The 25,969-nt window shown below is 57.2% G+C and carries 28 protein-coding genes; 12 read left to right on the top strand and 16 right to left on the bottom strand.

Annotated elements, in window-relative coordinates:
- Nucleotides 1-28: 28 nt before the first annotated feature.
- From PG871_RS06710 to PG871_RS06695, 4 genes are read right to left on the bottom strand one after another with little or no spacing between them, the layout of a single operon-like run.
- Nucleotides 29-634: a pyridoxamine 5'-phosphate oxidase family protein gene (locus tag PG871_RS06710; RefSeq protein ID WP_270727513.1), complete on the bottom strand. Its 606-nt coding sequence runs from the start codon at nt 632-634 to the stop codon at nt 29-31.
- Entirely contained in the window at nt 621-1,361 is a 741-nt protein-coding gene (locus PG871_RS06705) for a lysophospholipid acyltransferase family protein (protein ID WP_270727511.1), read from the bottom strand. The genes PG871_RS06710 and PG871_RS06705 overlap by 14 nt, the downstream gene beginning before the upstream one ends.
- Nucleotides 1,361-2,263, bottom strand: a complete 903-nt coding sequence (locus PG871_RS06700; RefSeq protein ID WP_270727509.1) for a cell division protein FtsX — start codon at nt 2,261-2,263, stop codon at nt 1,361-1,363. Before PG871_RS06700 ends, PG871_RS06705 begins: the two co-directional genes overlap by 1 nt.
- The gene (locus PG871_RS06695; protein WP_270727507.1) at nt 2,260-2,937 is read right to left on the bottom strand and encodes a cell division ATP-binding protein FtsE; all 678 of its coding nucleotides are present in this window, start codon (nt 2,935-2,937) and stop codon (nt 2,260-2,262) included. The genes PG871_RS06700 and PG871_RS06695 overlap by 4 nt, the downstream gene beginning before the upstream one ends.
- Nucleotides 2,938-3,061: 124 nt before the next feature.
- Between PG871_RS06695 and PG871_RS06690 the strand changes: the two genes are divergently transcribed.
- A complete protein-coding gene (locus tag PG871_RS06690; protein ID WP_270727505.1) occupies nt 3,062-4,162 on the top strand; it encodes a zinc-ribbon domain-containing protein in 1,101 nt (366 codons plus the stop codon).
- A gap of 35 nt (nt 4,163-4,197) precedes the next feature.
- Here the strand turns inward: PG871_RS06690 and PG871_RS06685 are convergent, their stop codons facing one another.
- The 5 genes from PG871_RS06685 to argH form a co-directional block, all read right to left on the bottom strand.
- Nucleotides 4,198-6,789, bottom strand: a complete 2,592-nt coding sequence (locus PG871_RS06685) for a TIGR02302 family protein (protein WP_270727503.1) — start codon at nt 6,787-6,789, stop codon at nt 4,198-4,200.
- 60 nt (nt 6,790-6,849) lie between these two features.
- Nucleotides 6,850-8,115, bottom strand: a complete 1,266-nt coding sequence (gene lysA / locus PG871_RS06680) for a diaminopimelate decarboxylase (protein ID WP_270727501.1) — start codon at nt 8,113-8,115, stop codon at nt 6,850-6,852.
- An 83-nt stretch (nt 8,116-8,198) separates the two neighbouring features.
- Complete coding sequence (locus tag PG871_RS06675) at nt 8,199-8,516, bottom strand: DUF2834 domain-containing protein (protein ID WP_270727499.1); 318 nt, start codon at nt 8,514-8,516, stop codon at nt 8,199-8,201.
- Nucleotides 8,517-8,599: 83 nt separating this feature from the next.
- Complete coding sequence (locus PG871_RS06670) at nt 8,600-8,797, bottom strand: hypothetical protein (RefSeq protein ID WP_270727497.1); 198 nt, start codon at nt 8,795-8,797, stop codon at nt 8,600-8,602.
- Between the two features lie 251 nt (nt 8,798-9,048).
- Complete coding sequence (gene argH, locus PG871_RS06665) at nt 9,049-10,437, bottom strand: argininosuccinate lyase (RefSeq protein ID WP_270727495.1); 1,389 nt, start codon at nt 10,435-10,437, stop codon at nt 9,049-9,051.
- A 39-nt stretch (nt 10,438-10,476) separates the two neighbouring features.
- Here argH and PG871_RS06660 point away from each other — a divergent pair, with 39 nt between their 5' ends.
- The 8 genes from PG871_RS06660 (at nt 10,477) to phbB (ending at nt 16,620) form a co-directional block, all read left to right on the top strand.
- Nucleotides 10,477-11,076, top strand: a complete 600-nt coding sequence (locus PG871_RS06660) for a TlpA family protein disulfide reductase (RefSeq protein WP_270727494.1) — start codon at nt 10,477-10,479, stop codon at nt 11,074-11,076.
- A gap of 27 nt (nt 11,077-11,103) precedes the next feature.
- Nucleotides 11,104-11,754, top strand: coding sequence for a hypothetical protein (locus PG871_RS06655; protein WP_270727490.1), 651 nt, complete (start codon nt 11,104-11,106; stop codon nt 11,752-11,754).
- Nucleotides 11,755-11,820: 66 nt separating this feature from the next.
- Nucleotides 11,821-12,210, top strand: coding sequence for a hypothetical protein (locus PG871_RS06650; RefSeq protein WP_270727489.1), 390 nt, complete (start codon nt 11,821-11,823; stop codon nt 12,208-12,210).
- Nucleotides 12,207-13,136, top strand: a complete 930-nt coding sequence (locus PG871_RS06645; RefSeq protein WP_270727486.1) for a sterol desaturase family protein — start codon at nt 12,207-12,209, stop codon at nt 13,134-13,136. The genes PG871_RS06650 and PG871_RS06645 overlap by 4 nt, the downstream gene beginning before the upstream one ends.
- 104 nt (nt 13,137-13,240) lie before the next feature.
- The gene (locus tag PG871_RS06640; protein WP_270727484.1) at nt 13,241-13,408 is read left to right on the top strand and encodes a hypothetical protein; all 168 of its coding nucleotides are present in this window, start codon (nt 13,241-13,243) and stop codon (nt 13,406-13,408) included.
- Between the two features lie 125 nt (nt 13,409-13,533).
- Nucleotides 13,534-14,379, top strand: coding sequence for an EAL domain-containing protein (locus tag PG871_RS06635; protein WP_270727481.1), 846 nt, complete (start codon nt 13,534-13,536; stop codon nt 14,377-14,379).
- A 151-nt stretch (nt 14,380-14,530) separates the two neighbouring features.
- A complete protein-coding gene (locus PG871_RS06630; RefSeq protein WP_270727478.1) occupies nt 14,531-15,706 on the top strand; it encodes an acetyl-CoA C-acetyltransferase in 1,176 nt (391 codons plus the stop codon).
- Nucleotides 15,707-15,897: 191 nt separating this feature from the next.
- Nucleotides 15,898-16,620, top strand: coding sequence for an acetoacetyl-CoA reductase (phbB, locus tag PG871_RS06625; RefSeq protein ID WP_270727476.1), 723 nt, complete (start codon nt 15,898-15,900; stop codon nt 16,618-16,620).
- Nucleotides 16,621-16,697: 77 nt separating this feature from the next.
- On the opposite strand, the gene PG871_RS06620 is transcribed toward phbB, so the two are convergent.
- Nucleotides 16,698-16,850, bottom strand: coding sequence for a hypothetical protein (locus PG871_RS06620; RefSeq protein WP_270727473.1), 153 nt, complete (start codon nt 16,848-16,850; stop codon nt 16,698-16,700).
- A gap of 133 nt (nt 16,851-16,983) precedes the next feature.
- On the opposite strand from PG871_RS06620, the gene gcvA reads away from it, so the two are divergent.
- Both gcvA and yddG read left to right on the top strand, forming a co-directional pair.
- Nucleotides 16,984-17,934 carry a transcriptional regulator GcvA gene (gcvA, locus tag PG871_RS06615; protein WP_270727470.1) on the top strand — a complete coding sequence of 317 codons (951 nt, stop codon included), beginning with the start codon at nt 16,984-16,986 and terminating at the stop codon, nt 17,932-17,934.
- Nucleotides 17,931-18,800, top strand: coding sequence for an aromatic amino acid exporter YddG (gene yddG, locus PG871_RS06610; RefSeq protein WP_270727467.1), 870 nt, complete (start codon nt 17,931-17,933; stop codon nt 18,798-18,800). Before gcvA ends, yddG begins: the two co-directional genes overlap by 4 nt.
- 21 nt (nt 18,801-18,821) lie before the next feature.
- Here the strand turns inward: yddG and PG871_RS06605 are convergent, their stop codons facing one another.
- The 3 genes from PG871_RS06605 to PG871_RS06595 form a co-directional block, all read right to left on the bottom strand.
- A complete protein-coding gene (locus PG871_RS06605; protein WP_270727465.1) occupies nt 18,822-18,986 on the bottom strand; it encodes a YdcH family protein in 165 nt (54 codons plus the stop codon).
- A gap of 229 nt (nt 18,987-19,215) precedes the next feature.
- Nucleotides 19,216-19,986, bottom strand: a complete 771-nt coding sequence (locus tag PG871_RS06600) for a tRNA1(Val) (adenine(37)-N6)-methyltransferase (protein ID WP_270727464.1) — start codon at nt 19,984-19,986, stop codon at nt 19,216-19,218.
- Nucleotides 19,983-20,204, bottom strand: a complete 222-nt coding sequence (locus PG871_RS06595; protein ID WP_270727461.1) for a putative signal transducing protein — start codon at nt 20,202-20,204, stop codon at nt 19,983-19,985. The genes PG871_RS06600 and PG871_RS06595 overlap by 4 nt, the downstream gene beginning before the upstream one ends.
- 72 nt (nt 20,205-20,276) lie before the next feature.
- On the opposite strand from PG871_RS06595, the gene PG871_RS06590 reads away from it, so the two are divergent.
- Nucleotides 20,277-21,278, top strand: a complete 1,002-nt coding sequence (locus PG871_RS06590) for a polyprenyl synthetase family protein (protein ID WP_270727458.1) — start codon at nt 20,277-20,279, stop codon at nt 21,276-21,278.
- Between the two features lie 13 nt (nt 21,279-21,291).
- On the opposite strand, the gene PG871_RS06585 is transcribed toward PG871_RS06590, so the two are convergent.
- The 3 genes from PG871_RS06585 to PG871_RS06575 all read right to left on the bottom strand — a co-directional run bounded on the left by PG871_RS06585 (nt 21,292) and on the right by PG871_RS06575 (nt 25,797).
- Nucleotides 21,292-22,146: a 4-(cytidine 5'-diphospho)-2-C-methyl-D-erythritol kinase gene (locus PG871_RS06585; RefSeq protein WP_270727455.1), complete on the bottom strand. Its 855-nt coding sequence runs from the start codon at nt 22,144-22,146 to the stop codon at nt 21,292-21,294.
- On the bottom strand, nt 22,127-23,842 hold the full coding sequence (locus tag PG871_RS06580; RefSeq protein ID WP_270727453.1) for a tetratricopeptide repeat protein: 1,716 nt from the start codon (nt 23,840-23,842) through the stop codon (nt 22,127-22,129). The genes PG871_RS06585 and PG871_RS06580 overlap by 20 nt, the downstream gene beginning before the upstream one ends.
- A gap of 299 nt (nt 23,843-24,141) precedes the next feature.
- Nucleotides 24,142-25,797: an electron transfer flavoprotein-ubiquinone oxidoreductase gene (locus PG871_RS06575; RefSeq protein WP_270727450.1), complete on the bottom strand. Its 1,656-nt coding sequence runs from the start codon at nt 25,795-25,797 to the stop codon at nt 24,142-24,144.
- Between the last annotated feature and the right edge of the window lie 172 nt (nt 25,798-25,969).

Genomic DNA, 25,969 nt, shown 5'->3' with positions numbered 1-25,969 from the left:
TCACTTTTATTGATCACCCAACGGGCTGCTACCACATCGTTTTTGCAGCCCGCGCGCCCCACGCATCGTCGTATGTTGCCCCACCTTCAGTCCCGTCGGTTTGCTCTGCCAGAATATCGCCCGCAGTGGGCAGACCGGCGCTTTGGTCTTCGCCGCTCCAAAGGCACGCGCGCATCACTGCGCGGGCGCATTGTGTGTAGATCTCTGCAATTCGGATCACGATCACCGAGCGAGGATGGCGCCCTTTGACTTCAAAGCTTGCGCAGATCTCCGCATCCGTGGTGACTTTCGCCAAGCCGTTCACGCGCACCACAGTGTTGGAACCAGGAATCACAAACATCAGTGAAATCCGTCCGTCCGCCACGATGTTGCGCAGCGAATCCATCCGGTTGTTGCCACGCCAGTCGGGCATGGCCAGCGTCTTGGGATCCAGTTCGCGCACCACCGGACCATCGTCACCACGCGGACTTCCATCGGTGCCCTTTGGTCCAACGGTGGACATCACGCAAAACTGAGAACGCATGATCCACTTCCGATAGAGCGGCGTTAGTTGGTCTGCGACCTTGGCAGTCGATGCAATGCCGGGCTTTCCATAGAGCACTTCAAGCTCTGCAATGTCTTCAACCCATTTCATCCGGCTTAAACCCCGCCTCGCGCATCAAATTGTTGGACCCAGTCTCAATGGCGTCTTCCAACTGATGCATGAAATCTTTCTGGCCAACACCCTGCTCGATCGGATCAAGAAACTCCACCACCGCCAAGCCCGGGGTACGCAGCATTGTCCCCTTAGGCCAGAACATACCCGCGTTGGTGGCAACAGGCACGGCAGTCTGGCCGGTTTCTTTATAAAGTACGTAAGGCCCGACTTTGTAGGGCTGGAACTCCCCCACCGGCACACGCGTGCCTTGCGGATAGATTACCAGCTGCCCGGGCGCCACACGGCCGCTTTCCACATCTGCCAACATCGACTTGATCGCCGCGCCTCGTTTTCCGCGCCGCACAGGTACACAGCCAAGTCGCCACGCATAAACGCCGATGATGGGCGTAAACAACAGCTCATATTTCATGATAAAACGCGGCTGCGGGATCGCGTTGTAAATCATCAAGATATCAAGGAATGACTGATGCTTCGCGGGAACCAGAACGGCCCCTGAGGGGACCGTTCCGCGCACTTCTGTGCGGATGCCGACAAGCCAGCGAGCCGTCCAGAGCGCCCAGGTCGCATAAGTCTTACAAGCAGTCATCGCCCCTTTCGGGGAAACCAGCGCCCAGGGAAAAAACAAAATGCCCATGACCACCATCATCACCGCGTTCTGAAACACATAGACAATAGACATGATCCACTGGAAAGCGGTGCGCATCAGGCCAATTCTCCCAAAGTTCGTCGGGCCGCCGCCCCTGTCGCCAAATAGGCCACCACCGCGGCCAGAGGCGGGATCACCAAAGGCAAGGCCCAGCTTGCACCGGCGAACCCCAGACCCGTCAAAAATCCGGCCTCATCCTGTGCCGCCGGCAACAGAAATATCGCCAACATCCCAATTGCTGTGCCCAGCGCAGCGCCAGTCAGGCTGCGCAGCGTAAAGCGGCGCACAAAAGCCTGCGCAATATAGCGGTCCTGCGCCCCGATCAGACGCAAAACCGCAATCACCTGCGCATTGGCCGACAAAGCAGCGTTGGCCGCCAACGTGATCATCGCAGCGGTGGCCGCACCAATCAGCCCAATCGACACCCAGCCCAGAAATCGCAACCGTCCAGCGGCCTTCTCTAGTGGGCGCCGCCACCGAGTGTGATCGTCCAGCACCGCACCGGGTACTTCAGCCTGCAGGCGGTGGCGCAATCCAACGGTGTCGTAGCCTTGTTCGGTCTCTTTGATTTCAATCAGCTGCGGAATAGGCAGGCTGTCCACTGGCAAATCAGGTCCGAACCACGGCGACAGCAAAGCGCGCTGTTCATCTGAACTCAAGGCGCGCGCACTGGCCACGCCGGGCGTGCTTGCGAGCACGGTCAAAGCGGCCTCGGTCTGTGCGTTCAGTTGCTCGGATGGTGCCGAAATACGCAACGTAGAGCTTTGGGCCAATTCGTTGCCCCAGCGTTGCGCAAGGCGGCCGGTCGCCAACGATAGGGCCAGCGCAAACACTGTCAGAAACGCCATCGCGGCAGCCGCAAACAACGTCAGTCGCGCTGTGTATCCAGTGGGAGGCACCACACGGTCCGCTTGCGCGTCGCCCACAAACACTGCGCTTAACGCGTTTAGAAACCTCACAGATCCGCTCCTGCCAATTGCAGCTTGCGATTGGAAATTCGCAGAACCCGTGCCTGCACATGGCCCTTTGCCGCGCGGATCAAGTTCATATCGTGGGTCGCGATCAGGATGGTTTTGCCCATCTTGTTCAGCTCCACCAGTAACTGAAGCAGGCGCTGCGACATGTCCCAATCAACGTTGCCTGTCGGCTCATCCGCCAACACCACATCCGGCGACATAATAACGGCGCGGGCCAAAGCGGCCCGCTGGCGTTCGCCTCCCGAGAGTTCAGGCGGCAAGGCGCCAGCGCGATTGCCGAGCCCTACCCAGCTGAGCAGTTCTTTCAGGTTTGACACGTGCTCAAGGTTTTCACGGCCCGAGACCACAAGCGGCAAAGACACATTTTCGCGCACTGGCAAATGATCCAAAAACTGACAGTCCTGATGCACAACGCCGATCTGGCGCCGCGTCAACGCATGATCATCACGGCTCATCTCGCGCACATCGCGACCAAACAGTTCCACATGCCCCGACGTGGGGACCAAAGCGCCGTAACAAAGCTTTAGAAAGGTGGTTTTCCCGGAGCCCGACGGACCCGTTAGAAAATGAAATGAACCCGGCGCAATTTTGAGCGACACATCACTCAAAAGTTCACCGCCGCCATAGCTGTAGGCAATATTGTTTAATTCAATCAAACGCGACCCCTTTGTCTGGGCCTGTTGTGCCTGAGCATCGCTGCGGTTTCAATCCACATCGCCAGAGGCTTTGCACTTTCGCGGAGGTTTGTTACAGATTAGTGTTAATGAACAAAGATAAAACATGGGGCAACGGGGACTTGCGATGCGGCTGACATGCCCGAATTGCGGCGCTCAATATGAGGTGCCTGACGACGTTATTCCTGCCGAGGGGCGGGACGTGCAGTGCTCAAACTGTGGTGACACTTGGTTTCAAGCGCATCCGGATGCGCTGCTGCCCGAGGAAGACGCACCTGAAGAGGTGCAAACAACTGCGTCCGCCGATGATGCAGGCGACACCGAAGAGGCAACCGAAACCTTTGACGAGGTTGAGCCCCCTGATGTGAGTTTTGATGAAGACCCGGATGAGTACACCGACGTTGACGGCAACGATTGGGACCTAGACGACGACTGGCAGGACACACCTCCAGAGTCCGCTCCAGTTGAGGAGGCGGCGTCGCACGGCGCCGAAGCAGACGAGGCCTCTCAGACAGACGGCACCGATGAGCACGACGAGTCACCGGAAATTCCAGACGATGAGGATGCCGACGAGGCTTTGGATGATACGCCATCTGAAAGTGACAACGACGAACCAGACAGCCCCCAAAGGCGCGGTCTGGATCCGTCGGTGGCGGACGTTTTGCGGCAAGAAGCCGAACACGAAGCCAATGTCCGCGCCGCCGAAGAGCGCGAAACACTGGAAACGCAAACCGAACTCGGGTTGGGCACACCTGGCCCGGACGTCACACAACGTGCGACCGAGGCCCGAGACCGGATGCGCAAGTTGCGCGGATTGACCGACGAAGCGCCTGCTCCGGAGCCGGAGGAAATCAGCCCCCAACGGGACAGCCGTCGGGACTTATTGCCTGATATCGAAGAAACCAACTCCACGCTTCGCCATTCCGGTGACATGGCGCAACCCGCTGGGGCGGATTCTGCGCTCCCGTCGGGGGCGGACCGCGGTCGCGGTTTCCGGCTGGGCTTTGTGCTGGTGATATTGCTCGCTGCAGCTGCGGTTTACGTCTACAGCAGCCACGACAAACTCGCGGCGAGTTATCCGCAGTTTGCGCCACAAATCGAAGGGTTTGTCGACAGCGCAAACAATACACGCGTTTGGCTGGACACCAAGGTAACCGGATTGTTTTTGTGGCTGAACGAGATCGCAGGCGGAACGCCAGAAGGCTAACGTTTGCGAAGAAATCCTGCCTTCAAATGGCCGGCTCAGAAGCGGTCCAGCAACCGTTCCAGATAATTGCGTTCAACATCTGGCCGGTCGGCTTCGCCCGCACGGCGGCGGATTTCGTCCAACAAACGGCGCGCCTGCCGGTAAACGTCTTCGCCCTGCAACAGCCCGTCATCGGTGCCCGCAGCGCCTTGGTTGCCCTGAGACCGACCCAAAGGATCGCGGTTTGCACCTTGCGTCTGGGCATTGCCTTGAGACCCTTCCTGCTGGTCCTGCGCCATGGCCTCTCCCAACTCACGCATGCCTTCCCTTAGGGCTTCCATAGCTTCCGCTTGTCGATCAATCGCCGTGGCCAGATCGTCCTGCCGCAAGGCGTCCTCGGCCCCGTCCATTGCCTCACCTGCCCGCCCCAAGGACTCGCGTGCGGCGTCTCCCTCGGGTGAGCCCTGCCCCGGCAAATTGCGCATCTGGCGGTCAAGTTCCTGACGCAGTGCCTGCTGGCGGTCGCCGAGCCCCATGTCGCCGCCGTCGCCGGTTTCCTCGCCCTGCTCTCCAGCTTCGCCCTGCCCTTGCTCAGAGCCGCTCTCCCCTTCGCCGTCTCCGGAGCCTCCGGTGCCGTCATGAGCGGTACCTCGCCCCTCGCCGCCGCTAAGACCTTGGTTCTCGCCGGATTGTCCGGCTTGAGCGTTGGGGTTGAATTGCTCCTGTAAGTCGCGGAACGCCTCATCTGACAACCCCTGCTGATCGCGCAACGTGTCAGCGAGCCCCTGCATGGTCTGGTCACCCTCGTTGCCCTGACCCTGCCCTTGTGTCACCTGCATGTTTTCCAACATGCGTTGCAACTCCTCCAGCGCCTGTTGGGCCTCAGCCATGCGGCCTTGCTCCATCAGCTCCTGGATACGGTCCATCATGCGTTGCAGGTCATCCTGATTCATCTGCATCGAGTTTTCGGCTTGCTGCTGGTCTCCGGACTGCTCGCCTTCCTGCTGATTGCGCCGCGCCAATTCGCGCATGTAGTCATTGGTGGCTTCACGCAGTTCTTGCATCAGGCGTTCGATCTCGGCATCGCTGGCGCCGTTTTTCATCGCCTCAGCCAATCGCTCTTGCGCTTGCTGCAACCTTTCCAGTGCATTGCCGAGGTCGCCATCTTCCAGATTCAGCGCCAGTTCCCAAAGCGCCTCAGCCAGTTCTTCTTGTTTCTCACTGCTCAGGCCGTATGCCCTGTACGCTTCAAGCCGGCGCAAAATCGTCCGCAAACGCAGGTAATCCGTTTCGCGTTTGAATATGCCATCCACGGGTCGATGGCTGATGGCGCGCATCAATTGCGACACTCGTACGGCATTGTCTTTGGACCACAAAAGGTCACGTCGCAGCTCAATCACAGCCGATGCCAAAGGATCAAAAAAGCGGCGCGCAGGCAACGTGATGGGCAATTCAATCGACTGACCCGATTGGCCAGCAGCGTCTTCCGCACTCAGGGTTATCGTGACTGGTAAATGCGCCCAGACATGCTTGGAAAAGTCCTCGATCAGGATTTCTTCAAAAGAGGATCTGTCCCCGGCGATGGGCAGCGGCAACGGCACGGAAATCGGGTCGCGCGCATCCGGTGACGGCGTCAGCCCAAAGCGGCGTTCAACACTGGCAAGATCCAGCGTTATTCGCGCCTGCCCGCCAATAACTTGGTAGTCATCAAATGCCTCGAACCCGAGCGTCATTTCTCCACGTGCTGAGGTGTCGGCCTGCCCGGAGATGGCAATCTCGGGGGGGGTATCAAGCAACAACGCCACGTCCCACTTGGCCCCGCCCGGACCCGCTATCTCAAGACCACCATCCTGTGTGACCTCAAAACTTTGCTCTGGCTCCGCGGCACTTGGCACTTCGCCCGTGCGGCCAGACACCGTCTCCGCCACGGTTATTGCCCCCACCTCGCCATAAAGACGCAACAGAATGCGACTGCCTTCCGGGATCACAAGCGCGCCTTCGGGCTGGTCGTTCAGATAAAGGGCGGGTTTTCCGGTATAAGAAGGCGGCTCGATCCAGCCCTCCCAAGTCGGGCCTGCAGCAAGGGCCGTGCCGCCGCCGCTCGCAATATCTGCGATGTTGCCCACGCGGGTGAAGGAGCCAAACAGCAATCCGATCAACAGAAGCAAAGTCGCGGTATAGCGCAAACCAAACGGATCAAGTCGGGCCAACTTCAAATCCGGCGCAACCGCATGTGCATCTGCCGTGCGTTCCGCCATCCGCGTCTGATGGGCCCGCCACAAAGCCTGAGACCCCGCGTCGCCGTCGCCAATTGCCGGCGCGTCTCGCAACGCCTGAATTGGTCGGCCCGGAAGGGTCGAATCAAGGCGTGCGATGGCATCTTCGCGAGAAGGAAGCTGAACCTTGGAAAGACCTCGGGCTAGGAACCAACCGCTCGCCAGTACGACCAACAGCGCCAACGCCCAACTCGCCTCAAGCGGCAGCACTTCCAGTGCGCCCATCATCACAGCAGCAGCCGCCACGAAAAGCACTGTCCAGACAGGCCAAAACGCGCGCGTCAAAGTCTCGGCCAATAGGCCGAGTCGTGTCAGCCCAAGCACAAGGCCTAAGCGTTTGAGAGCTGTTTCACTGGTCGACCGATTGCTCACGGTGCTTCCATTCACAGGGCAAGTTTAAAGGACCACGATGTGGCCCTTGAGGCGGATGCCTCAAAGCCATGTGGGGATGCTATCGCGGTTTATCATCTCTTCATAGGTGGGGCGTTCACGGATAACCGCAAATTGATCCCCTTTCACCAAGACCTCGGGAATGAGTGGCCGTGAATTGTATTCACTCGACATCACCGCGCCATAAGCACCTGCGCTACGAAATGCGACCAGATCGCCAGCTTCGAGCTTGGCCAAATCACGGCCTTTGGCAAATGTATCGCCACTTTCACACACCGGACCAACGATATCGTAGCGCGCAGGCTCTTGACCCGGAGCGGCTTCGATCACCGGAACAATGTCATGATGCGCTTCATACATGGCAGGGCGAATTAGATCGTTCATCGCGCCGTCGATGATCAAAAACTCCCGGTCTTCGCCGGATTTCACATAGATGACTTTGCTCACCATGATACCGGCGTTGCCAGCGATCAACCGGCCGGGCTCGATCTCGATCTCACAGCCCAGATGGCCCAGCGTTTTTTGAACCATAGCCCCATATTCCACCGGCAAAGGTGGCGCCGTATTGGAACGCTCATAGGGAATACCCAGCCCGCCGCCCAAGTCCAAACGGCGAATGTTGTGCCCATCTGCGCACAAGGTTTCGGTCAATTCCGCAACTTTGCCATAGGCCTTCTCAAACGGCTCCAGTTGGGTCAATTGGCTGCCAATGTGCACATCGATGCCCACCACATCCAGCCCGGGCAGGCTTGCGGCCAAGGCATAAACCTCACGAGCGCGACTGATCGGAATGCCGAATTTGTTCTCCGACTTGCCGGTCGCGATTTTGGCGTGGGTTTTGGCATCCACATCAGGATTCACGCGGATCGCAATCGGAGCCGTTTTGCCCAACCGCGTTGCAACCGAGCTGATCGCGGCCATTTCGGGCTCGCTTTCAACGTTGAATTGACGAATTCCGCCTATCAGCGCATCGGCGATTTCCTCTTCGGTTTTGCCGACACCGGAGAATACGATCTTATCACCAGGTACACCCGCCGCTTTCGCCCGCGCGTATTCACCGCCAGACACCACATCCATGCCAGCCCCTACGGCGGCCAGCGTTTTCAGAATGGCCTGATTGCTCGCGGCTTTCATGGCAAAACAAACCAGATGTTCCATACCGTCCAGAGCTTCGTCAAACAAACGAAAATGTCGCTCAAGTGTTGCTGTAGAATAGCAATAAAAAGGCGTTCCAACCTGCGCCGCGATCTCGCTTACAGGAACGTCCTCGGCAAAAAGCTCGCCGTCACGATAGAGAAAATGATCCATGCGGCGCCTCCTGCCGGTCTTGTCTTGCGTCAGGCCCTGTCATAGCGCCGCACCCAACGCCATTCAATGGCGCAAAACAGGGATCACCGCACAGGTTTGGCCCGCAAGAACAGATAAAGTGGCAAGCCGCAACTCACCCCGATTAACCATATGGCTGGAATGGCCAAAAGCGCCGACCAGTTTCGCCGAACCGCCACCTCGGCAAGTATCCAGACATTCAGTGTGATCGCAGAAATCACCAGATCCCAATAGATACCCGTGACGGCATCATTTGCTTTCCACAGGGCCACCATCGCCTGAAGGTCAAACCCGTTTTCCGCAATCCACGGTGCAAAATAGGCCATCGGGTGGATGGCGCCCCAAAGGGCGAGACCGAGAAAAACAAATCTTAAGGGGGACATTGGCGGTCTCCGGTGGTGGCTAGATCAATGTCAGAGACTACGCCTGAGATCGCGGGTTGGTTCAACCAAAAACCACTCTGTGATTAGCGGCATCCATAGCGGTAACAGCCGCCGCCCACGGAGATCGTGACCGGGCCATTGCTGACACCGATGCTGCCAGAGGTATGCACGCCGTCGCTGCCCACCCCGATTGTGCCGGACATGGTTGGCGTCCACGGCTCTCCGTCAATACCGCAACCGGCCAGTCCAAATACAGAAATCAGTCCAATGATTCGCAGCACACCACTCTCCCGTTAAGGCCGGCAGTGTACGCTATATCCGGTTCGGTGACAAAGCTCCGTGTTCGTCCCAGACGGCCCGCGATCCCGGTACGGAACATTGCCGCTGGTCACCCCGATCTCAGCGGTGCCGGAAATCGTAATACCGGATTGGGTTTTCTGTGGGACGTGTTGTTGCGGCCTCGGGTATCCCGAAGGGGCGCCACACGCCGAAAGCGTCATCGCACCAAGGGCGATAGCTGCAATCAATTTCATCACAAAGCTTCTTTCCAGCGCGCAATCTGTTCGCGCACCCGTGTGGGTGCTGTTCCGCCATAAGACAAACGTGAAGCCACCGAATTGTGCACACCCAGCACGTCAAACACGTCTGCGGTGATGGCCTCATGCACGGATTTCATATCGTCCAGCGTCAGGTCCGGCAAATCGCATCCGCGAGATTCCGCCATCGCCACAAGCGAGCCCGTTACATGGTGTGCATCGCGGAACGGCATGTTCAGCGCCCGCACCAACCAGTCCGCCAAATCTGTCGCCGTGGAAAACCCGCTACCAGCCGCGGCCTCTAGGCTTTCACGGTTGGCGGTCATGTCTTTCACCATGCCTTCCATCGCAGCCAGCGCCAGCATGAGATTGTCTGCGGCATCAAAGACCTGCTCTTTGTCTTCCTGCATGTCTTTGGAATACGCCAGCGGCAGGCCCTTCATGACCATCAAAAGCGCGGTGTTGGCCCCGAAAATCCGCCCGATCTTGGCGCGGATCAGTTCGGCTGCATCCGGGTTTTTCTTTTGCGGCATGATCGACGACCCGGTCGAGAAGCGATCAGATAGCGTCACAAACCGGAATTGCGCTGAGGACCAGATAACCAGCTCTTCTGCAAAGCGGCTCAGATGCATGGCGCAGATGCTGCTGGCTGCCAAGAATTCCAACGCAAAATCCCGATCGGCCACCGCGTCCAAGGAATTTGCTGCCGGACGGTCAAACCCAAGCGCTTCTGCCGTCATCTGACGATCAATGCCAAAGGACGTTCCGGCCAAAGCGGCTGCGCCCAAAGGTGATTCATTCATACGGGCGCGCGCATCCTGAAACCGTGTCAAATCGCGCCCAAGCATTTCCACATAGGCCATCATGTGATGGCCCCACGTGACCGGCTGAGCGGTCTGCAAATGCGTGAACCCGGGCATCACCCAATCCGCACCGGCCTCGGCCTGCGCAACGAAGGCACGTATCAACGCCGCGATGCCTTGAATGGCGGCGTCGATTTGGTCCCGCACCCAAAGTTTGAAATCCGTGGCAACCTGATCGTTTCGACTGCGTCCTGTGTGCAGACGACCCGCTGGCTCGCCAATAACTTCTTTCAGGCGGGCTTCGACATTCATGTGAATGTCTTCCAGCGCGGCTGAAAATTCAAATGTGCCGCCTTCAATCTCTGACAAGACCGTGAGCAGCCCTTCCCGAATGGCTTCGGCGTCGCTATCAGTCAGGATGCCCGTCTTGGCAAGCATTGCCGCATGGGCCCGCGAGCCGGCAATATCCTGTGCTGCCATACGTTGGTCGTACCCGATCGAGGCGTTGATCGCCTCCATGATCGCGTCCGGTCCTGCGGCAAAGCGGCCGCCCCACATCTGGTTCGAGGTATCTTTGGTCATCGTCTGCCCTTCGGAGGGAAAATGAAAGTTATCGGGTTCATGAAACACTTGTCAGTGCGGGTTTATACGGCGTTCGCGGCATTCGCAATTGCAGCAGGCGCCTTTGTCGCAGTTCCAGCCGCACAAGCAGATGACGTACGGGATATGACATCGATCATTGAGATGCGCGAAGGTGACATGCGCAAGCTCAACGTCCATTCCGAACCCAAACCAGTTTCATCCAAAAGCTTCACCTCTGAAGACGGCGAAGAGATGACACTTGAGGCGTACCGCGGCAAGATCGTGCTGCTGAATTTCTGGGCCACTTGGTGTGCGCCCTGTCGCCACGAAATGCCGATGTTGTCAGAGCTGCAAACGCAACTGGGCAGCGACGATTTTGAGGTCGTGACAATTGCCACGGGTCGCAACATGGTTCCCGCGATGAAGAAGTTTTTCGCCGACATCGGTGTGGACAATCTTCCTCTGCATCGCGACCCGAAACAAACTCTGGCGCGGGACATGGCCGTATTCGGCCTGCCTGCCACATTGATTATCGATGCCAGCGGACAAGAAATTGCGCGACTTCAAGGGGATGCGGACTGGTCTAGCGAAAATGCCCGTGCTATCGTTTCTGCGCTATTTGAGATGAACACGCACTAATTGCCTGAAGGCGGGCACCTTGACGTCATGAAAAATCGCCGGCTGCCGCCCCTTCGTATCACCCTTGTTTTGACCCTCGCCATTTTTGTTTTGAGTTCGGTTTTTGGTGCGGCCCAAGCTCAAGGCATCAACGTGCAGAAAAAGAAAAGCCGCTTACAAGAAATCGCTGACTTCAAACTGCGCGGTTCGGCCAAGTCCGAGTTCAAACAGTTCAAGCGCAAGGCAGAGTTCTACGGTGCCTTTTTCGCCAACCCTTCGGAAAACACCGCTGGGTATTACTACAACGCCAGCTCGATCGCCGTGGCCGAGGACTACGCTAGGTCCGTCTGCCAAGCGAGTTCGCGCAACCCTTTTGGTTGCGTGCTGTATGCGCGCATGCTGCCTAAAAAATATGACCCAACCAAGCCCGGGCTCACATTGTCTCGCCAAGGCAACAAAGACTTTCGCGAATATCAACGTCTTCAAGATCCGGAACGCTATGGTGCTTTTGCCCAAAGCGACAACGGCGCATCCGGCTTCAGCTGGGCGGAACACGACCGCGACTCAGCCGCAGAAGAAGCCCTGAGACGCTGCGAGAAAGCAGCGCGCAAGCTTCTGCGCAAGACACCACAGCATTTGCGAACCACCGTTGCCGACCCATCAAAACAGATCTGTCGCGTGGTGCACCGCTCCGGGTGACCCCACGCCACCTTTGACAAAAGTCGGGTTCCGAGGCTTCAATTTCAACGGAGGAGGACGCACAGCATGTCTTTGCAGGTGTTGCTTGTGCTGGTTGTCGGCGGAATCGCCGGGATCGCGGCGATTTTGCATTTCATGGGGTTAACCGGGCCTTATCGGTTCTCGGAGGGTCAAGACGCCGTGGCGGCTTGGGAGCGGGAGGTGCCAGAGCGACCGGCGACAAACGTTCATTTATCATCTGATTCCCGCGCGTCTCTGATTACTTTTGACGGCGGCTCCGGCATTGTCTGGAGCTTCGGCGACGACACCGTGGCCAGAATTCTCGAGGGCACGCGCCCCCTGGAAACCAAAACCGGTTTGCGGTTCGACTTTCCGGATTTCGGATCCTCCGCACTCAACGTCCGTTTGAATGATTCCGACCGAGACATCTGGCTGAAAGCTCTGGAGGCCCAATGACCGATCAATTGACCTATCCCGATGTGGTGCAACTTGCAGTGCCGTTTTTCATCATCGCAATTCTGATTGAGCTTGTTTGGATCGCAGTCAAGGGCCGCGGCGGGCGTTATGAAACCCGTGATGCGGTAACCTCTCTGATCATGGGCGCGGGCAATGTGGCCTCAGGCATCCTGCTCGGGTTCATTGCCTGGGGCTTCTTCATGGTGCTGTGGGAAATCACACCTTTGGATTTGGGGTCTAGCTGGTGGGTCGTGCTGATTTGCTTTGTTTTGGACGACCTTCGGTACTACTGGGTGCACCGGTTTGGCCACCGCATCCGCTGGGTGTGGGCAAGCCACGTCAATCATCACAGTTCGCAGCACTACAACCTTACGACAGCCCTGCGCCAAACATGGACCGGCACTTTTACATTTATGATGGTTGTGCGCGCGCCGTTGATTTTGGTGGGGTTTCATCCCGCGATGGTGCTGTTTTGCGGTGGCCTTAACCTTATCTATCAGTTTTGGATTCACACCGAAGCCATCAACAAGTTTCCGCGTTGGGTAGAAGCTGTGATGAACACCCCCAGCCATCATCGGGCGCACCATGGGCGCAATGCACGGTATTTGGATTGCAACTATGCCGGAGTGCTCATCATCTGGGACAAAATGTTTGGCACTTTTGTGCCGGAACAGGATGACGACAAGGTCGACTACGGCCTCGTTCACAATCTCGGTACGTTCAATCCACTGCGCATCGCGTTTCACGAGTGGGTTGGTATTTACCGTGACATGACCCAGCGGGGCCTCACACTGCGAGAACGTCTTATGTATGCCTTGGCCCCTCCCGGCTGGAGCCATGACGGCAGCCGAAAATCATCGGAAGAACTCAAACAGGCCCATCTGCAGCGACATCCCGAAGATAAAGGCTCCGCAGGCTTTTCTTGAGAACCTCATCTTCGACAGTTGGATTGATAAACCATGGCGCTTTCTTGACATCTCTGAGGCAAGACATACATTCATTTCGCAAACCCAAGACAGGAGGCGCCGCTATGTCCGCTACCACACAGATGATCCGCAAGGTGATGAACCGCGTTCAAAACGCTGTGTCGGAGCTGGAAGCAAAGGTCGTTTCCCTTTTTGCTGGCCCGCAACTTGATGAGCGCGCCGTCTTGATCCCAGTCCGGGAAGAGCGTCGGGCGCCGCAGCAACATCGGTAACCACGCCCTTATTTTCCTGAGCGTCTAACCGCGTTTGCCGGAAATCATGCGGCTGAGTGTTAAAGAAGATTTCACCACTAAACCTGTATCTTGCTCAGAACCTTTGGTTCAGCGCAGGATTCGTAATGGATCGCCCCAAAAAGAAAAACCGCAAAGCTAAAATGACCCGTGAGCAGCGCAACCCGCTGGCCTATGCGGTCGACAAGCGTGATTCGTCCACATTAGACATGGTGCGCGACGCGATCCGTCACAAACAGGTCATGCTTGCGTTCCAACCCGTTGTTCAATCAGGCCGCACCAACCATGCGGCCTATTTTGAAGGCCTCTTGCGAGTGCTGGATGAAACCGGCCGCATCATTCCCGCCAAGGATTTCATGGGCGCGGTGGAAGACAACGAACTGGGTCGACAGTTGGACTGCCTTGCGCTGGAACTCGGTCTGCAAACCCTCGCGTCTCAACCCAACCTGCGCCTGTCGATCAACATGTCCGCACGCTCTATTGGCTACGCGCCGTGGATGCAAACGCTGCAAACTGGCCTGTCGCAAATGGGCACGGTCCCGGAACGATTAATCCTCGAAATCTCTGAAAAATCTGTGGTGCAAGTGCCTGAAATCGTGCGCGGCTTCATGGAGGACCTGCAACTCAAGGGGATTTCATTTGGCCTTGATGACTTCGGCGCAGGCTTGTCCTCTCTGCGTGTATTCCGCGATTTCGACTTTGATATCGTAAAACTCGACGGCACCTTCAGCCGCAACATCGCCAATGATGCCGCCAATCAGGTTCTTGCTGGTGCCGTGGCAGCAATCGCGCAACGCTTTGACATGATATCGGTTGGTAGCCGTATCGAAAGCCCGACGGATGCCGTAACAATGCACGAACTTGGGTTTGACTGCTTGCAAGGTTTCGCGTTTGGCGCGCCCACCATTTCGCCACCCTGGCTGAAATCGGGCAGAAAAACCAACGTCGCCTGACCCCCATCTTCCACACCTACTGGCTGAGACAAGCTGTCCATTGCCGCAGTGCGGCAAATGCGCTATTGACGTTGCGGAAAGGTGTTTTGGCACCTTGATGGATCCGAGCATTTTGCCAATGCTGCGCCATCACTAAGTGGAGGACTACCATATGACCAATGTTGTGATCGCGTCCGCAGCCCGCACCGCCGTGGGCAGCTTCAGCGGTTCTTTCGCCAACACCCCGGCCCATGATCTGGGAACCGCAGTGCTTGAAGCCCTTGTGGCCCGCGCGGGTGTCGATAAATCCGATGTCTCGGAAACCATCCTCGGTCAGGTGCTCAGCGCCGGTCAGGGTCAGAACCCGGCCCGTCAGGCCCACATCAATGCAGGCCTTCCCCAGGAAAGTGCCGCATGGGGCATCAACCAGGTGTGCGGATCCGGTTTGCGCGCAGTGGCTCTCGCGGCACAGCACATTCAACTGGGTGATGCCAACATCGTTGCCGCCGGTGGCCAAGAGAACATGTCGCTTTCGCCCCACGTCGCGCACCTGCGTGCCGGCACCAAAATGGGTGACGTCAAATACATCGATTCGATGATTCGTGACGGTCTTTGGGATGCGTTTAACGGTTACCATATGGGCCAAACCGCCGAGAACGTCGCCGAGAAATGGCAGATCAGCCGCGAACAGCAGGACGAATTTGCCGTTGCTTCGCAAAACAAAGCCGAAGCTGCTCAAAAGGCCGGGAAATTCGACGACGAAGTGATCCCTTTCACCGTCAAAACCCGCAAGGGCGACATCATCGTGGACAAAGACGAATACATCCGTCACGGCGCCACAATGGAAGCGATGCAGAAACTGCGCCCGGCCTTTGCCAAAGACGGCTCAGTCACCGCAGCCAATGCCTCCGGTCTGAATGACGGTGCCGCTGGTGCGCTCCTGATGTCCGCAGACGACGCTGAAAAGCGTGGCATCGAGCCGCTTGCTCGCATCGCGTCTTACGCCACCGCTGGACTGGATCCATCGATTATGGGCGTAGGCCCGATCTATGCGTCCCGCAAGGCACTTGAGAAGGCCGGCTGGAAGGCCGAGGATCTCGATCTCGTCGAGGCCAACGAAGCTTTCGCCGCACAGGCTTGTGCCGTGAACAAGGACATGGGCTGGGATCCGGCGGTTGTGAATGTGAACGGCGGCGCGATTGCCATCGGTCACCCGATCGGCGCATCCGGCGCACGCATCCTGAACACTCTGCTGTTTGAAATGCAGCGCCGCGATGCCAAAAAAGGTCTCGCAACGCTTTGCATTGGCGGCGGCATGGGTGTGGCCATGTGCCTTGAGCGTCCCTAACTCGGCGCCCGGCATTTAATTCTGCAAAGGGGCGCCCATCTTGGTGCCCCTTTGTTGTTTTGGGAGGTTTTTTCGCACAAGCAGCAAAAAAATATCTGCAGTGCGGCAATTCATCACGCAATTATGTTGCGTAACATGTTTATAGATCGTAACAGAATTACCAGACCACTGGACTTATTGGAGGAACACACATGGCCAGAGTAGCACTTGTCACCGGCGGCAGCCGCGGTATCGGTGAAGCCATTTCCAAAGCACTCAAAGCCGAAGGCTATGACGTTGCTGCAACCTATGCCGGCAACGACGAAAAGGCTGCGGCCTTTACCGAAGCCACCGGTATCAAAACCTATAAATGGAACGTCGCTGATTATGAGGCCTCCAAAGCCGGCCTAGCACAAGTCGAAGCCGACCTTGGCCCGATTGACGTTGTTGTTGCCAACGCCGGCATCACCCGCGATGCTCCATTCCACAAAATGACGCCCGAGCAATGGCACGAAGTCATCGACACCAATCTGACCGGTGTATTCAACACAGTTCACCCGATCTGGCCCGGCATGCGTGAGCGCAAGTTCGGCCGTATCATCGTGATTTCCTCGATCAATGGTCAAAAGGGTCAGTTTGCCCAAACAAACTACGCGGCAACCAAAGCCGGCGATCTGGGCATCGTGAAATCTCTGGCCCAAGAAGGCGCGCGCGCGGGCATCACTGCCAACGCCATTTGCCCCGGCTATATCGCTACCGAAATGGTCATGGCGGTGCCGGAGAAAGTACGCGAGTCCATCATCGGTCAGATCCCGACCGGCCGTCTGGGTGAACCCGAAGAAATCGCGCGCTGCGTGACATTCCTCGCCTCCGACGACGCAGGCTTTATCAACGGTTCGACCATTTCAGCAAACGGCGGCCAGTTCTTCGTCTGAAGTCTGAGCCAAATCAATACAACAAGGGCCGGTCTTATGACCGGCCCTTTTTCGTGGTCCCGTAAGTGCAAACTTGCTCAGCGGGACGGCACCGTAAGACCGAAATCGGCCAGCGGTGTTTCGGATTTTCCAAACAACCACTTGAACATGCCGACAAATGCGCGGCTGCGCTCGGCGTGGGCGTCTTGCATGGCTTTGGCGATGCGGGCGTTTGCGGCTGTTTCGATCATGATGCGCCTCCTTGGGCTCTGTGTGGTCTGGATGATTCCAGCGTTTCTTAACTGCAATCAATATGTCGCCCAACAAGCAAAGGTACAAACGAGAGTTTTGACATCTTCAGTTAAGCTGTATTTAACTGATTGCATGTCAGACCGCCTCCCACCACTCACCGCCCTGCGCGCCTTTGAGGCTGCTGCACGTCATATGTCTTTTGCCAAGGCAGCAGAGGAACTGTTCGTCACCCCGGCGGCGCTTTCGTACCAAATCAAGTCCCTCGAAGAGCATTTGGGGGCACCTCTGTTTCATCGACTCAATCGGGCAGTTTCCTTGACTGAGGCAGGCTCAGCTTTGGCACCGGGCGTGCAAGACGGTTTTCAGTCCCTGAATGCGGCTTGGCGCACGGTCCAACGTCTTTTGGATGACGCCACACTTATGGTCACTGCGGGACCAGGTTTTACGGCAAAATGGCTTGCCCCGAGGTTCTTCGAATTTGCCCGCGCGCACCCGGAAATTGACCTGCGTTTCTCCGCATCCCTCCGCAACGTGGATTTTGCCAGAGATGAGGTCGATGTGGCCATCCGTTTTGGTCTTGAAAAAGACGCCGCCGGACTATGGACCTATCCGTTGGCGCGGGAGTGGGTTGTACCGGTAATGACCCCCGAACTTGCAAAATCCTTCACCACGCCCCAGTCGCTCGCCAATGCGACCCTGATCCATGACGATTCCATAAGCTTCCTAAGCCCGCGCGCCGATTGGTCGGCTTGGGCCCTTTTGATGGGGATTGAGTTGGACACATCCCACGGTCCTCGCTTCACGGGTGCCGACCACTCTATCGACGCCGCCCTCGCGGGTGCCGGCGTCGCGCTTGGGCGCCGCGCCTTGGTGGTTAAAGACATCCACGAAGGCCGCCTTGTCGCGCCCTTCAAGCAAGCGATCACATTACAGGCACGGTTCCGGTTTTTGTGCCAAATCGGCACACAAGATCGTCCCCACATTGCCGCTTTTAGAAATTGGATACTGGAAGAAATTGAAAAAACCGCGCATATCACCGAAGCTCTGACGCTGACGCCTATCGAGGACATCCCCCCCGCATGACACGTTCCCGCGCCACATATGTGGGCTTTATCGCCATCCTTCTTTGGGCGCTTTTGGCCCTGTTTACCGTAGGCAGCGCGCCAACACCGCCGCTGCTTTTGAATGCGCTCTGCTTTGCCATTGGCGGTGGGCTTGGCGTCATTTGGGGCCTGATCACTGGGAATTTGTCTGCGCTGCGCCGCGTGCCTTGGCATGTCTATGTATTCGGAACCATCGGTCTTTTCGGCTACCACGCGCTGTACTTCAGCGCCCTGCGCAATGCCCCTGCTGCCGAGGCTGGACTAATTGCCTATCTCTGGCCGCTTTTGATCGTTTTGTTTTCCGGACTATTGCCCGGCGAACGCCTACGCGGAGGCCACCTTATCGGCGCCTGCCTGGGGCTGTCAGGTGCCGCCCTGATCATCCTCGGCGGCAGTTCGGGTTTCGATCCTGCGCACGCCAAGGGTTACATGTTGGCCGCAGCTTGCGCGCTGATGTGGTCGACATACTCTGTTGGATCACGCCGCTTCGGCGACGTGCCAACTGCTTCGGTCATCGTCTTTTGCCTGGCCTCAGCCGTCTTGTCTGCAGGACTCCATTTTGCCCTCGAAGACACTGTTTGGCCCGCCGGAATGCTGGGCTGGACTTCGACAGTAGCCCTTGGGCTCGGCCCCGTCGGGCTGGCATTCTATGTGTGGGATATCGGCGTGAAACGCGGTGACATTCAGCTCTTGGGGACCGCGTCTTATTCGGCGCCCCTACTGTCGACGCTTGCGTTGGTGGCTGCCGGTATTGCCGCGCCAAGTTGGAAACTCGCGGTGGCTGCGCTTCTTATCACCGCCGGAGCGGTATGTGCCGCGCTCGCCAGCTTGAAATCTGATGGCTAACTCCGAGCGCGGCAGATCGTTTTAGGCAGAAAGTCGGTTGATCTCTTCTTTGAGTTTCAGCTTTTGCTTTTTCATTTCAGCGATCTCATGATCACTGGACCCAGGCGAACGCTGCTCTGCTTCGACTTGCTCAGAAAGCGTTTCGTGCTTGCGTTTCAGCTCTTCCAGGTGCGCGCTTACGCTCATGGTGTCTCTCCTATCAAACAAAAAACCGTCTGTTGATTGCAGCACAGATTTCTCAGCCTGTCACGCGCGACTTTCGCCGCTTTTGCAACAACGGCACTTTATTGCCGCCCTCCGCGCGATCTGTCGTAATTCTGTTTCAATGCTACAAAACCTACACCTCTCTGGAATCGTTTTAAAATTCCTGCGCGTGTCATGACCGCTGGCTTATTGTGCAGCCAAACTGACATTTTCAGATGGTTTTGGCGGAGGTTTCGAACGGCAACGGCGCACCGTCTCGCAAAACAGCGCGAATCTGCGGTGTATAGCTTTCACCATCCGCCTCGTGCCGCGCTCCGAGATGCATCAAAATCGGTGCGTGCAGCCTAAAATCCGCGCGCCCGCCTTTGCGACCCCGCACTAGAACCAACCCGGACGCCCGACCCTCGCGGGCCTGCAAAGGCGCCACTTGCACAGACCCCAACAGCCCGGACATCGCTGACAGAAGATCCGGCAAACGCTCGGTTCGATGAATAAAGCTGGCATAGCCCCCCTGCCGAAGGCGGCGGGCGGCGGTTGTGACCCAATCGGCCAGCGGCGTCGCTTCGCCCATTGCCACCTCTCGACCCAAGTCAACAGCCGCTGTGCTGGCCTCTCGATCAAAATACGGGGGATTGGCAATCACATGGTCAAATTGAATTTGACGCAATGGCTCCGGCAAAGCCAGCAGATCGCCGTCAAAAATGTCGATCTCAATGCCGTTGCGGGCCGCATTCTCACGCGCCAATTCGGCGTATCGGGGCTGAATTTCGATGGCCGCGAGCTGCAGCCCCGGCACCCGTGCGGCCAAACAGAACGACGCCGCGCCAATACCACATCCGAGTTCCAACACAGATTGACCGGATTTTGCGGGCACCGAAGCCGCAAGCAACACAGGATCCACGCCTGCGCGATAGCCCTTTTTCGGCTGGACAAGGGACAATTGCCCGCCAAGGAATGCATTTTCTGTGACAGCGTCCGTCACAGGCCCCGCCCCAAGGCAATCCCGTTGTCGGTCATCACAATTTCGGCCTCTGGCAAATCCGCTGTGCGCACCATCAGGCGGCGCGGCAAAATGCCAATGCTGCCTTCCAGCACGCTCATATTTACGTCCATTTCAAAGCAGTCTATACCCTCTCCTCGGAGAAGAGCGGAGGCAAAAGCGATGATCGTCGGGTCGTTGCTGCGCAGAAGTTCATTCATATTGGGGATGTAAGTGCAGGGATGACGGTTTGTCGACCCTAGCCACAAGAAGTTGAGCCGGGAATAGTGCGTATGAGTCTGGACACCGCTGCAAGCAAACCTCACGAAGCCCTAGCCGGGCTGTTGGCGGATGATATGGACGCCGTGAACGAGCTGATCGAGACTCGCATGGCCTCCGAGCACGCGCCGCGCATTCCTGAGGTGACCGCGCATCTTGTTGGCGCCGGCGGTAAGCGTTTGCGGCCCATGCTGACACTCGCGGCAGCGCGGCTTTGTGGCTACGACGGTCCTTACCATGTGCACCTTGCCGCCACGGTTGAGTTCATTCACACAGCGACGCTTCTGCATGACGATGTTGTCGATGAAAGCGACAAGCGTCGCGGGCGCCCCACTGCCAACTTGTTGTGGGACAACAAAAGTTCGGTGTTGGTTGGCGACTATTTGTTTTCACGCAGCTTTCAGCTGATGACGGAAACCAACAACATTGACGTGCTGCGCATCCTTTCCAACGCGTCTGCAACGATTGCCGAAGGCGAGGTTCTTCAACTGACCGCCGCCACCGATCTGCGTACTGACGAAAGCGTATATCTTCAAGTTGTGCGCGGCAAAACCGCAGCGCTGTTTTCAGCTGCAACCGAAGTTGGCGGCGTGATCGCAGAAGCCAACGCCGCCGATATACAGGCGCTTTTTGACTATGGCGACGCACTTGGTATCGCGTTTCAGATTGCGGATGACTTGCTGGATTACCAAGGGGATAGCAACCAAACCGGAAAAAATGTCGGCGACGATTTCCGCGAGCGCAAATTGACTTTACCGGTGATCAAAGCTGTGGCGCAGGCCACCAGCGAAGAACGAGACTTTTGGGTGCGCACCATCGAAAAAGGACGTCAGGACGACGGTGACTTGGACCATGCGTTGGCCCTGATGGCGAAGTACGGCACGCTTTCAGCAACACGGGACGATGCTTTGGTCTGGGCTGAAAGAGCCAAATCAGCGATTTCCTCGTTGCCGGCTCACGAAATCCGCGATTTGCTAAGCGACATTGCCGACTACGTGGTGGCACGCCTGAACTGATCGCGCTTATGGCCTAACGAAACTTCACGACGCAGTCTTCGGTTGGAACAATCCACCATTTCGGGAAATCGCGGCGCAACTGTGCCAATGCCTGATCGCGGAGTGCATCAGTTTTGTAGATGCCAAAGCACGTCGCACCCGAGCCGGACATTCGTGCCAGCAAACACCCCTGGCTCAGGCCAAGCTCCTCCAGGCATGTGCCAATCACAGGCTCGATCGCGATTGCTGGCGCTTCCAGATCATTGCGTCGCGCCGCAAGCCAAGACACCGCCAAATCGTCTTCAAACCAATCAGGGAACCCCTCTGGCATTGGGGAATTACTTTTGTTCGGAAGTGCTTTGAATACCTTGGGGGTTGGCACATCCACACGCGGATTTACCAAAATCATTGGCCAATCGGCCCCGGTTCCCAACCGGGTGATCTTCTCTCCGATCCCTGACATTCGGGTCAAATCCGGTTCAAGACAGACCGGCACATCCGCACCGAGCCTCAATATCTCTTCCACCGAGGGATTTGGAATGTTGTATAGCGTGGTCAAGGCTCTCAGCGCGGCAGCGGCGTCTGATGAACCGCCGCCGATCCCAGCTGCAGCAGGCAGATGCTTCTCAAGCGTGATCTTCGCGTTCACCCCAAGTAGCTCTGCGGCTTGAAACACGAGGTTGCGCTGATCTGTCGGAACACCCGCAGCCATCGGTCCGATCACAGAGACAGTCGTTTCATCCGCCGCTTCGACCGTAATCTTGTCGCCTACATCCGCAAACATCACCAGAGAATCGAGCAGATGATACCCATCCGCCCGTTGCCCTGTCACATGTAATGTCAGATTAATCTTGGCCGGCGCAAAGGCCTCAACCTTCTTCTGAGCCATTGTCCACATTCAGAGGCGCGGCGCCTTCTTCCTCCAGAACTTGATCCAGCCCAACTTCAAGCTTGCGTCGAATACGGTCTGGCTTGGCTTCTTCCGCTGTTTCCTCATCCACAAAGCTCAATGCGCGCCGCCATTGAAACTGCGCTTCAAGTTTGCGTCCCACAGCCCAAAAACTGTCGCCCAAATGGTCATTCACTACCGGATCAACCGGCATCAATTCCGCCGCACGTTCCATTTGAATAACCGCTTCGTCATACCGCCCCAAACGGAAAAGAACCCAGCCGAGGCTGTCGACGATGTAGCCGCTGTCAGGCCGCGCCGCGACAGCGCGCTCAATCATGTCCAACGCTTCGTCGAGCTTGATCTGCTTTTCCACCAGCGAGTACCCAAGGTAGTTCAAAACCTGCGGCTGCTCGGGGTTGAGTTCAAGCGCAGTCCGGAAATCCGCTTCTGACTTCTCCCAATTCTCCAGCCGTTCGTGGGAAATGCCGCGGGCGTAAAACAGGAACCACTGTTGTTGTTCCAAGGTGTCAAAAATCTCAATCGCTGTGTCATAAGCGGCCACAGCGCGTTCAAACTCCCGCTCTTGCCGGTGTAAGTCCCCCAGCGCGGAATGCACATAGGGCAACGTCCCCTGGCTTCGCGCCAGTTGCTCCAGAACTTCAATTGCGGCGTCAACTTTTCCCGATTCGCGCAACGCCTCGGCACGACCCATTTCGGCTGCGTGGAACGATGGATGCTCTGCCGGAACACGACGATAAGCCTGAGACGCCAGTTCGAACTGCCCCAGCTGTTCCAACAGCTCGGCGCTCAAAAGGAGGGCCTCGATGTGATCTGACCGCAGGAATTCGGAGATCCGGGTGTACAGCAGTGTGTAATCTGCGTTGGCCTCAGCCTGAAGCGCGCTGCCAATTGTGTAATACACTTCGGCAATGCCATCCTGCGCCCCGCGAATATGGGTGAACGCCAGCTGTTTTCCATCCCGCAAATCCGCCTGCATTTGGCGCAGTTCCGGATCCAGATCACCGCCGAACACGTCCTCAAGCAACGCCAAAGCATCTTCGTTGCGCTCAAGCTGGCTCAGCACTTCGACCTCGGCCATCACGCCGCGGCGCGTGTGTTGAAGGCCGTTTTCCGCACTGTTGTCAAAGATCAACTGCGCGCCTTCGAAATCGCCAACCGAGGCCATCGCCAAAGCTTTGTGATAGGCTGAAAAGCCCCCAAGCATCGGTTCGGTTGCCACGGAATCAAAAGCTGCGACCGCCTCGGACATAGATCCGCGCCCGATATGCGCCCAAGCTTTCATAAGCCCGTCCACCAATGGCCCAACGCCACGCGTTTCCATACGTGTCAAAAGTTCAGAATACTGGCCGTCCTGCACCATGCCGGATGTGATCACCATTTCGGCGATCTGGCTTTTGAACCCGTCTCCGTCCAGCTTGCGCGCCACTGGCATCGCACGGTCCATCTGACCCAGCGCCAAAAACGCCAGAACGGTGTTCTCCAGCAAGGCAGGGTTGGACGGATCTTTGGTCAACGCCTCAGAATAATAGCGCGCGGAACTCGCATAATCGCTGCCATAACTTGCCTGTCGGGCTGCAAGGTAAGACCCTGCCCCTCCCTCGGCACTTACCGGCACGGCAAACGCCGCCAGCAACGCCGAAACGGCAACGGAGCGGAAAAATCGATGGGCCACGGGCAACTCCCTGTTCAAATCACCAACGAAAGGTAGTCCGCGCCCAACAGACTAGCAATGGTCCAAAAGGGCAATGAGCGGTTTGTTGTCCAAGAAGTGAACATTGTGTGTGCCGCTCTCGCGTTGCAGGCCTGCCGGCAGGGCTTGCAAACCAACGCATTGCAAAAGTCCAGTCCATCCCCTCACCCAAACAAAAGCTCCGAGCGGGTTTCCCTGCTCGGAGCTCTTTTTATTTTCATGCCGTCGAAAACCATGTTCCTCAGCCACTGCCGGAATGTCGCTTTCCAACGACAAACCCGTCACATGTTCGGGTAATTCGGCCCGTCACCACCTTGTGGCGTGGTCCATGTGATGTTCTGGCTCGGATCTTTGATGTCACAAGTCTTGCAGTGCACGCAGTTCTGGAAGTTCACCACAAACCGCGGATCGCTGCCCTCTTCTTCAACAATTTCATACACGCCAGCCGGGCAATAGCGCTGCGCGGGCTCTGCATATTTGGGCAGGTTGACCGCAGTCGGCACCGCAGGATCAGCCAGCTTCAAGTGACAAGGTTGGCTTTCCTCATGATTGGTCATCGAGAAGCTGACGTTGGTCAATCGATCAAAGCTCAACTTGCCGTCGGGCTTGGGATAATCAATCGGCTTGTGCTTGGACGCTTCTTCGGTTGCTTCCGCATCGTTTTTGCCATGCCCCAGCGTGCCAAACAGCGAAAACCCGCCAAAGATCGTCTGGAACCACATGTCAAAGCCACCCAGAACCAGCGACGGCATCAGGCCCCACTTGGACCACATCGGTTTAACGTTGCGCACCTTCTTGAGGTCTTTGCCAATCGCGCCATCGCGCACGTCCAGTTCGTAGATGCTCAGCTCATCACCGGACCGCTCGGCCTTGATCGCGTCAAAGGCTGCTTCCGCTGCCGCTTTACCGGACAGCATCGCGTTGTGGTTGCCCTTGATGCGCGGCACGTTGACCATACCCGCAGAACAGCCAAGCAGCGCCACGCCAGGAGCCACCAGTTTCGGCATCGACTGATAGCCGCCTTCGGTGATCGCACGCGCGCCATAGGCCACACGCTTGCCGCCTTCCAGCAGTTCGGCAATCATCGGGTGATGCTTGAAGCGCTGGAATTCCATGTATGGGAACATGTGCGGGTTTTTGTAGTTCAGGTGAACCACAAAGCCGACGTAGACCTGATTGTTTTCAAGATGGTAGACAAACGACCCCCCGCCCGCGTTGGAGTTCAAAGGCCAGCCCATTGTGTGGGTAACAGAACCCTCTTTGTGCTTGGCTGGGTCGATCTCCCAGATTTCCTTCATGCCAACGCCGTACTTTTGCGGCTCTTTTCCGGCCTGCAGGTCGAATTTCTCGATCACCTCTTTGGAGAGCGAGCCACGCACGCCTTCGGACAGGAAGACATACTTGCCGTGAAGCTCCATGCCGGGCTCGGTGTTGGGGCCATAGGTGCCATCTTCTTCCAGACCAAAGACACCGGCCACGACGCCTTTGACTTCGCCGTTTTCGCCATAAACCAGCTCGGAACACGCCATGCCGGGGAAAATTTCCACGCCCAGCTCTTCTGCCTGCTCAGCCATCCAGCGACAGACATTGCCCATCGACACGATGTAGTTGCCATGGTTGTTCATCAGCGGCGGCATCGGGAAGTTCGGGATGCGGATCTCGCCCGCTTCACCCAACATATAGAAGTGGTCTTCTGTGACCGGTGTGTTCAGCGGTGCCCCTTTTTCTTTCCAATCAGGGATCAGAGCGTCCAGACCACAAGGGTCAAGCACGGCACCAGACAAGATGTGCGCGCCCACTTCGGAGCCCTTTTCCAGAACCACAACATCAAGGTCGGCATCCAACTGCTTCAGTCGGATCGCGGCTGACAGGCCCGCAGGACCCGCACCGACGATGACAACATCATATTCCATGGCTTCGCGTTCGATTTCCGACATTGGCTTCCCTTCCCGGATCGCTGGCGTAATTTTCTTTCGCATCTGCTAGCCTGAGTTTAACGTTTCCGTCAATCAGAACCCCACGACATTTCGTCCTAAAAGGACATGTTTCGCTGCGCCACAGCATATTTGGGCCAACAACGCGCTCTGCTCTTGCAATTCAAGACGGCCT

Source organism: Shimia sp. Alg240-R146, from assembly GCF_947331465.1.
Classification (GTDB): domain Bacteria; phylum Pseudomonadota; class Alphaproteobacteria; order Rhodobacterales; family Rhodobacteraceae; genus Shimia.
The sequence above is the reverse complement of the archived record's forward strand: the minus strand, read 5'-3'. Positions and strand labels throughout refer to the sequence as shown.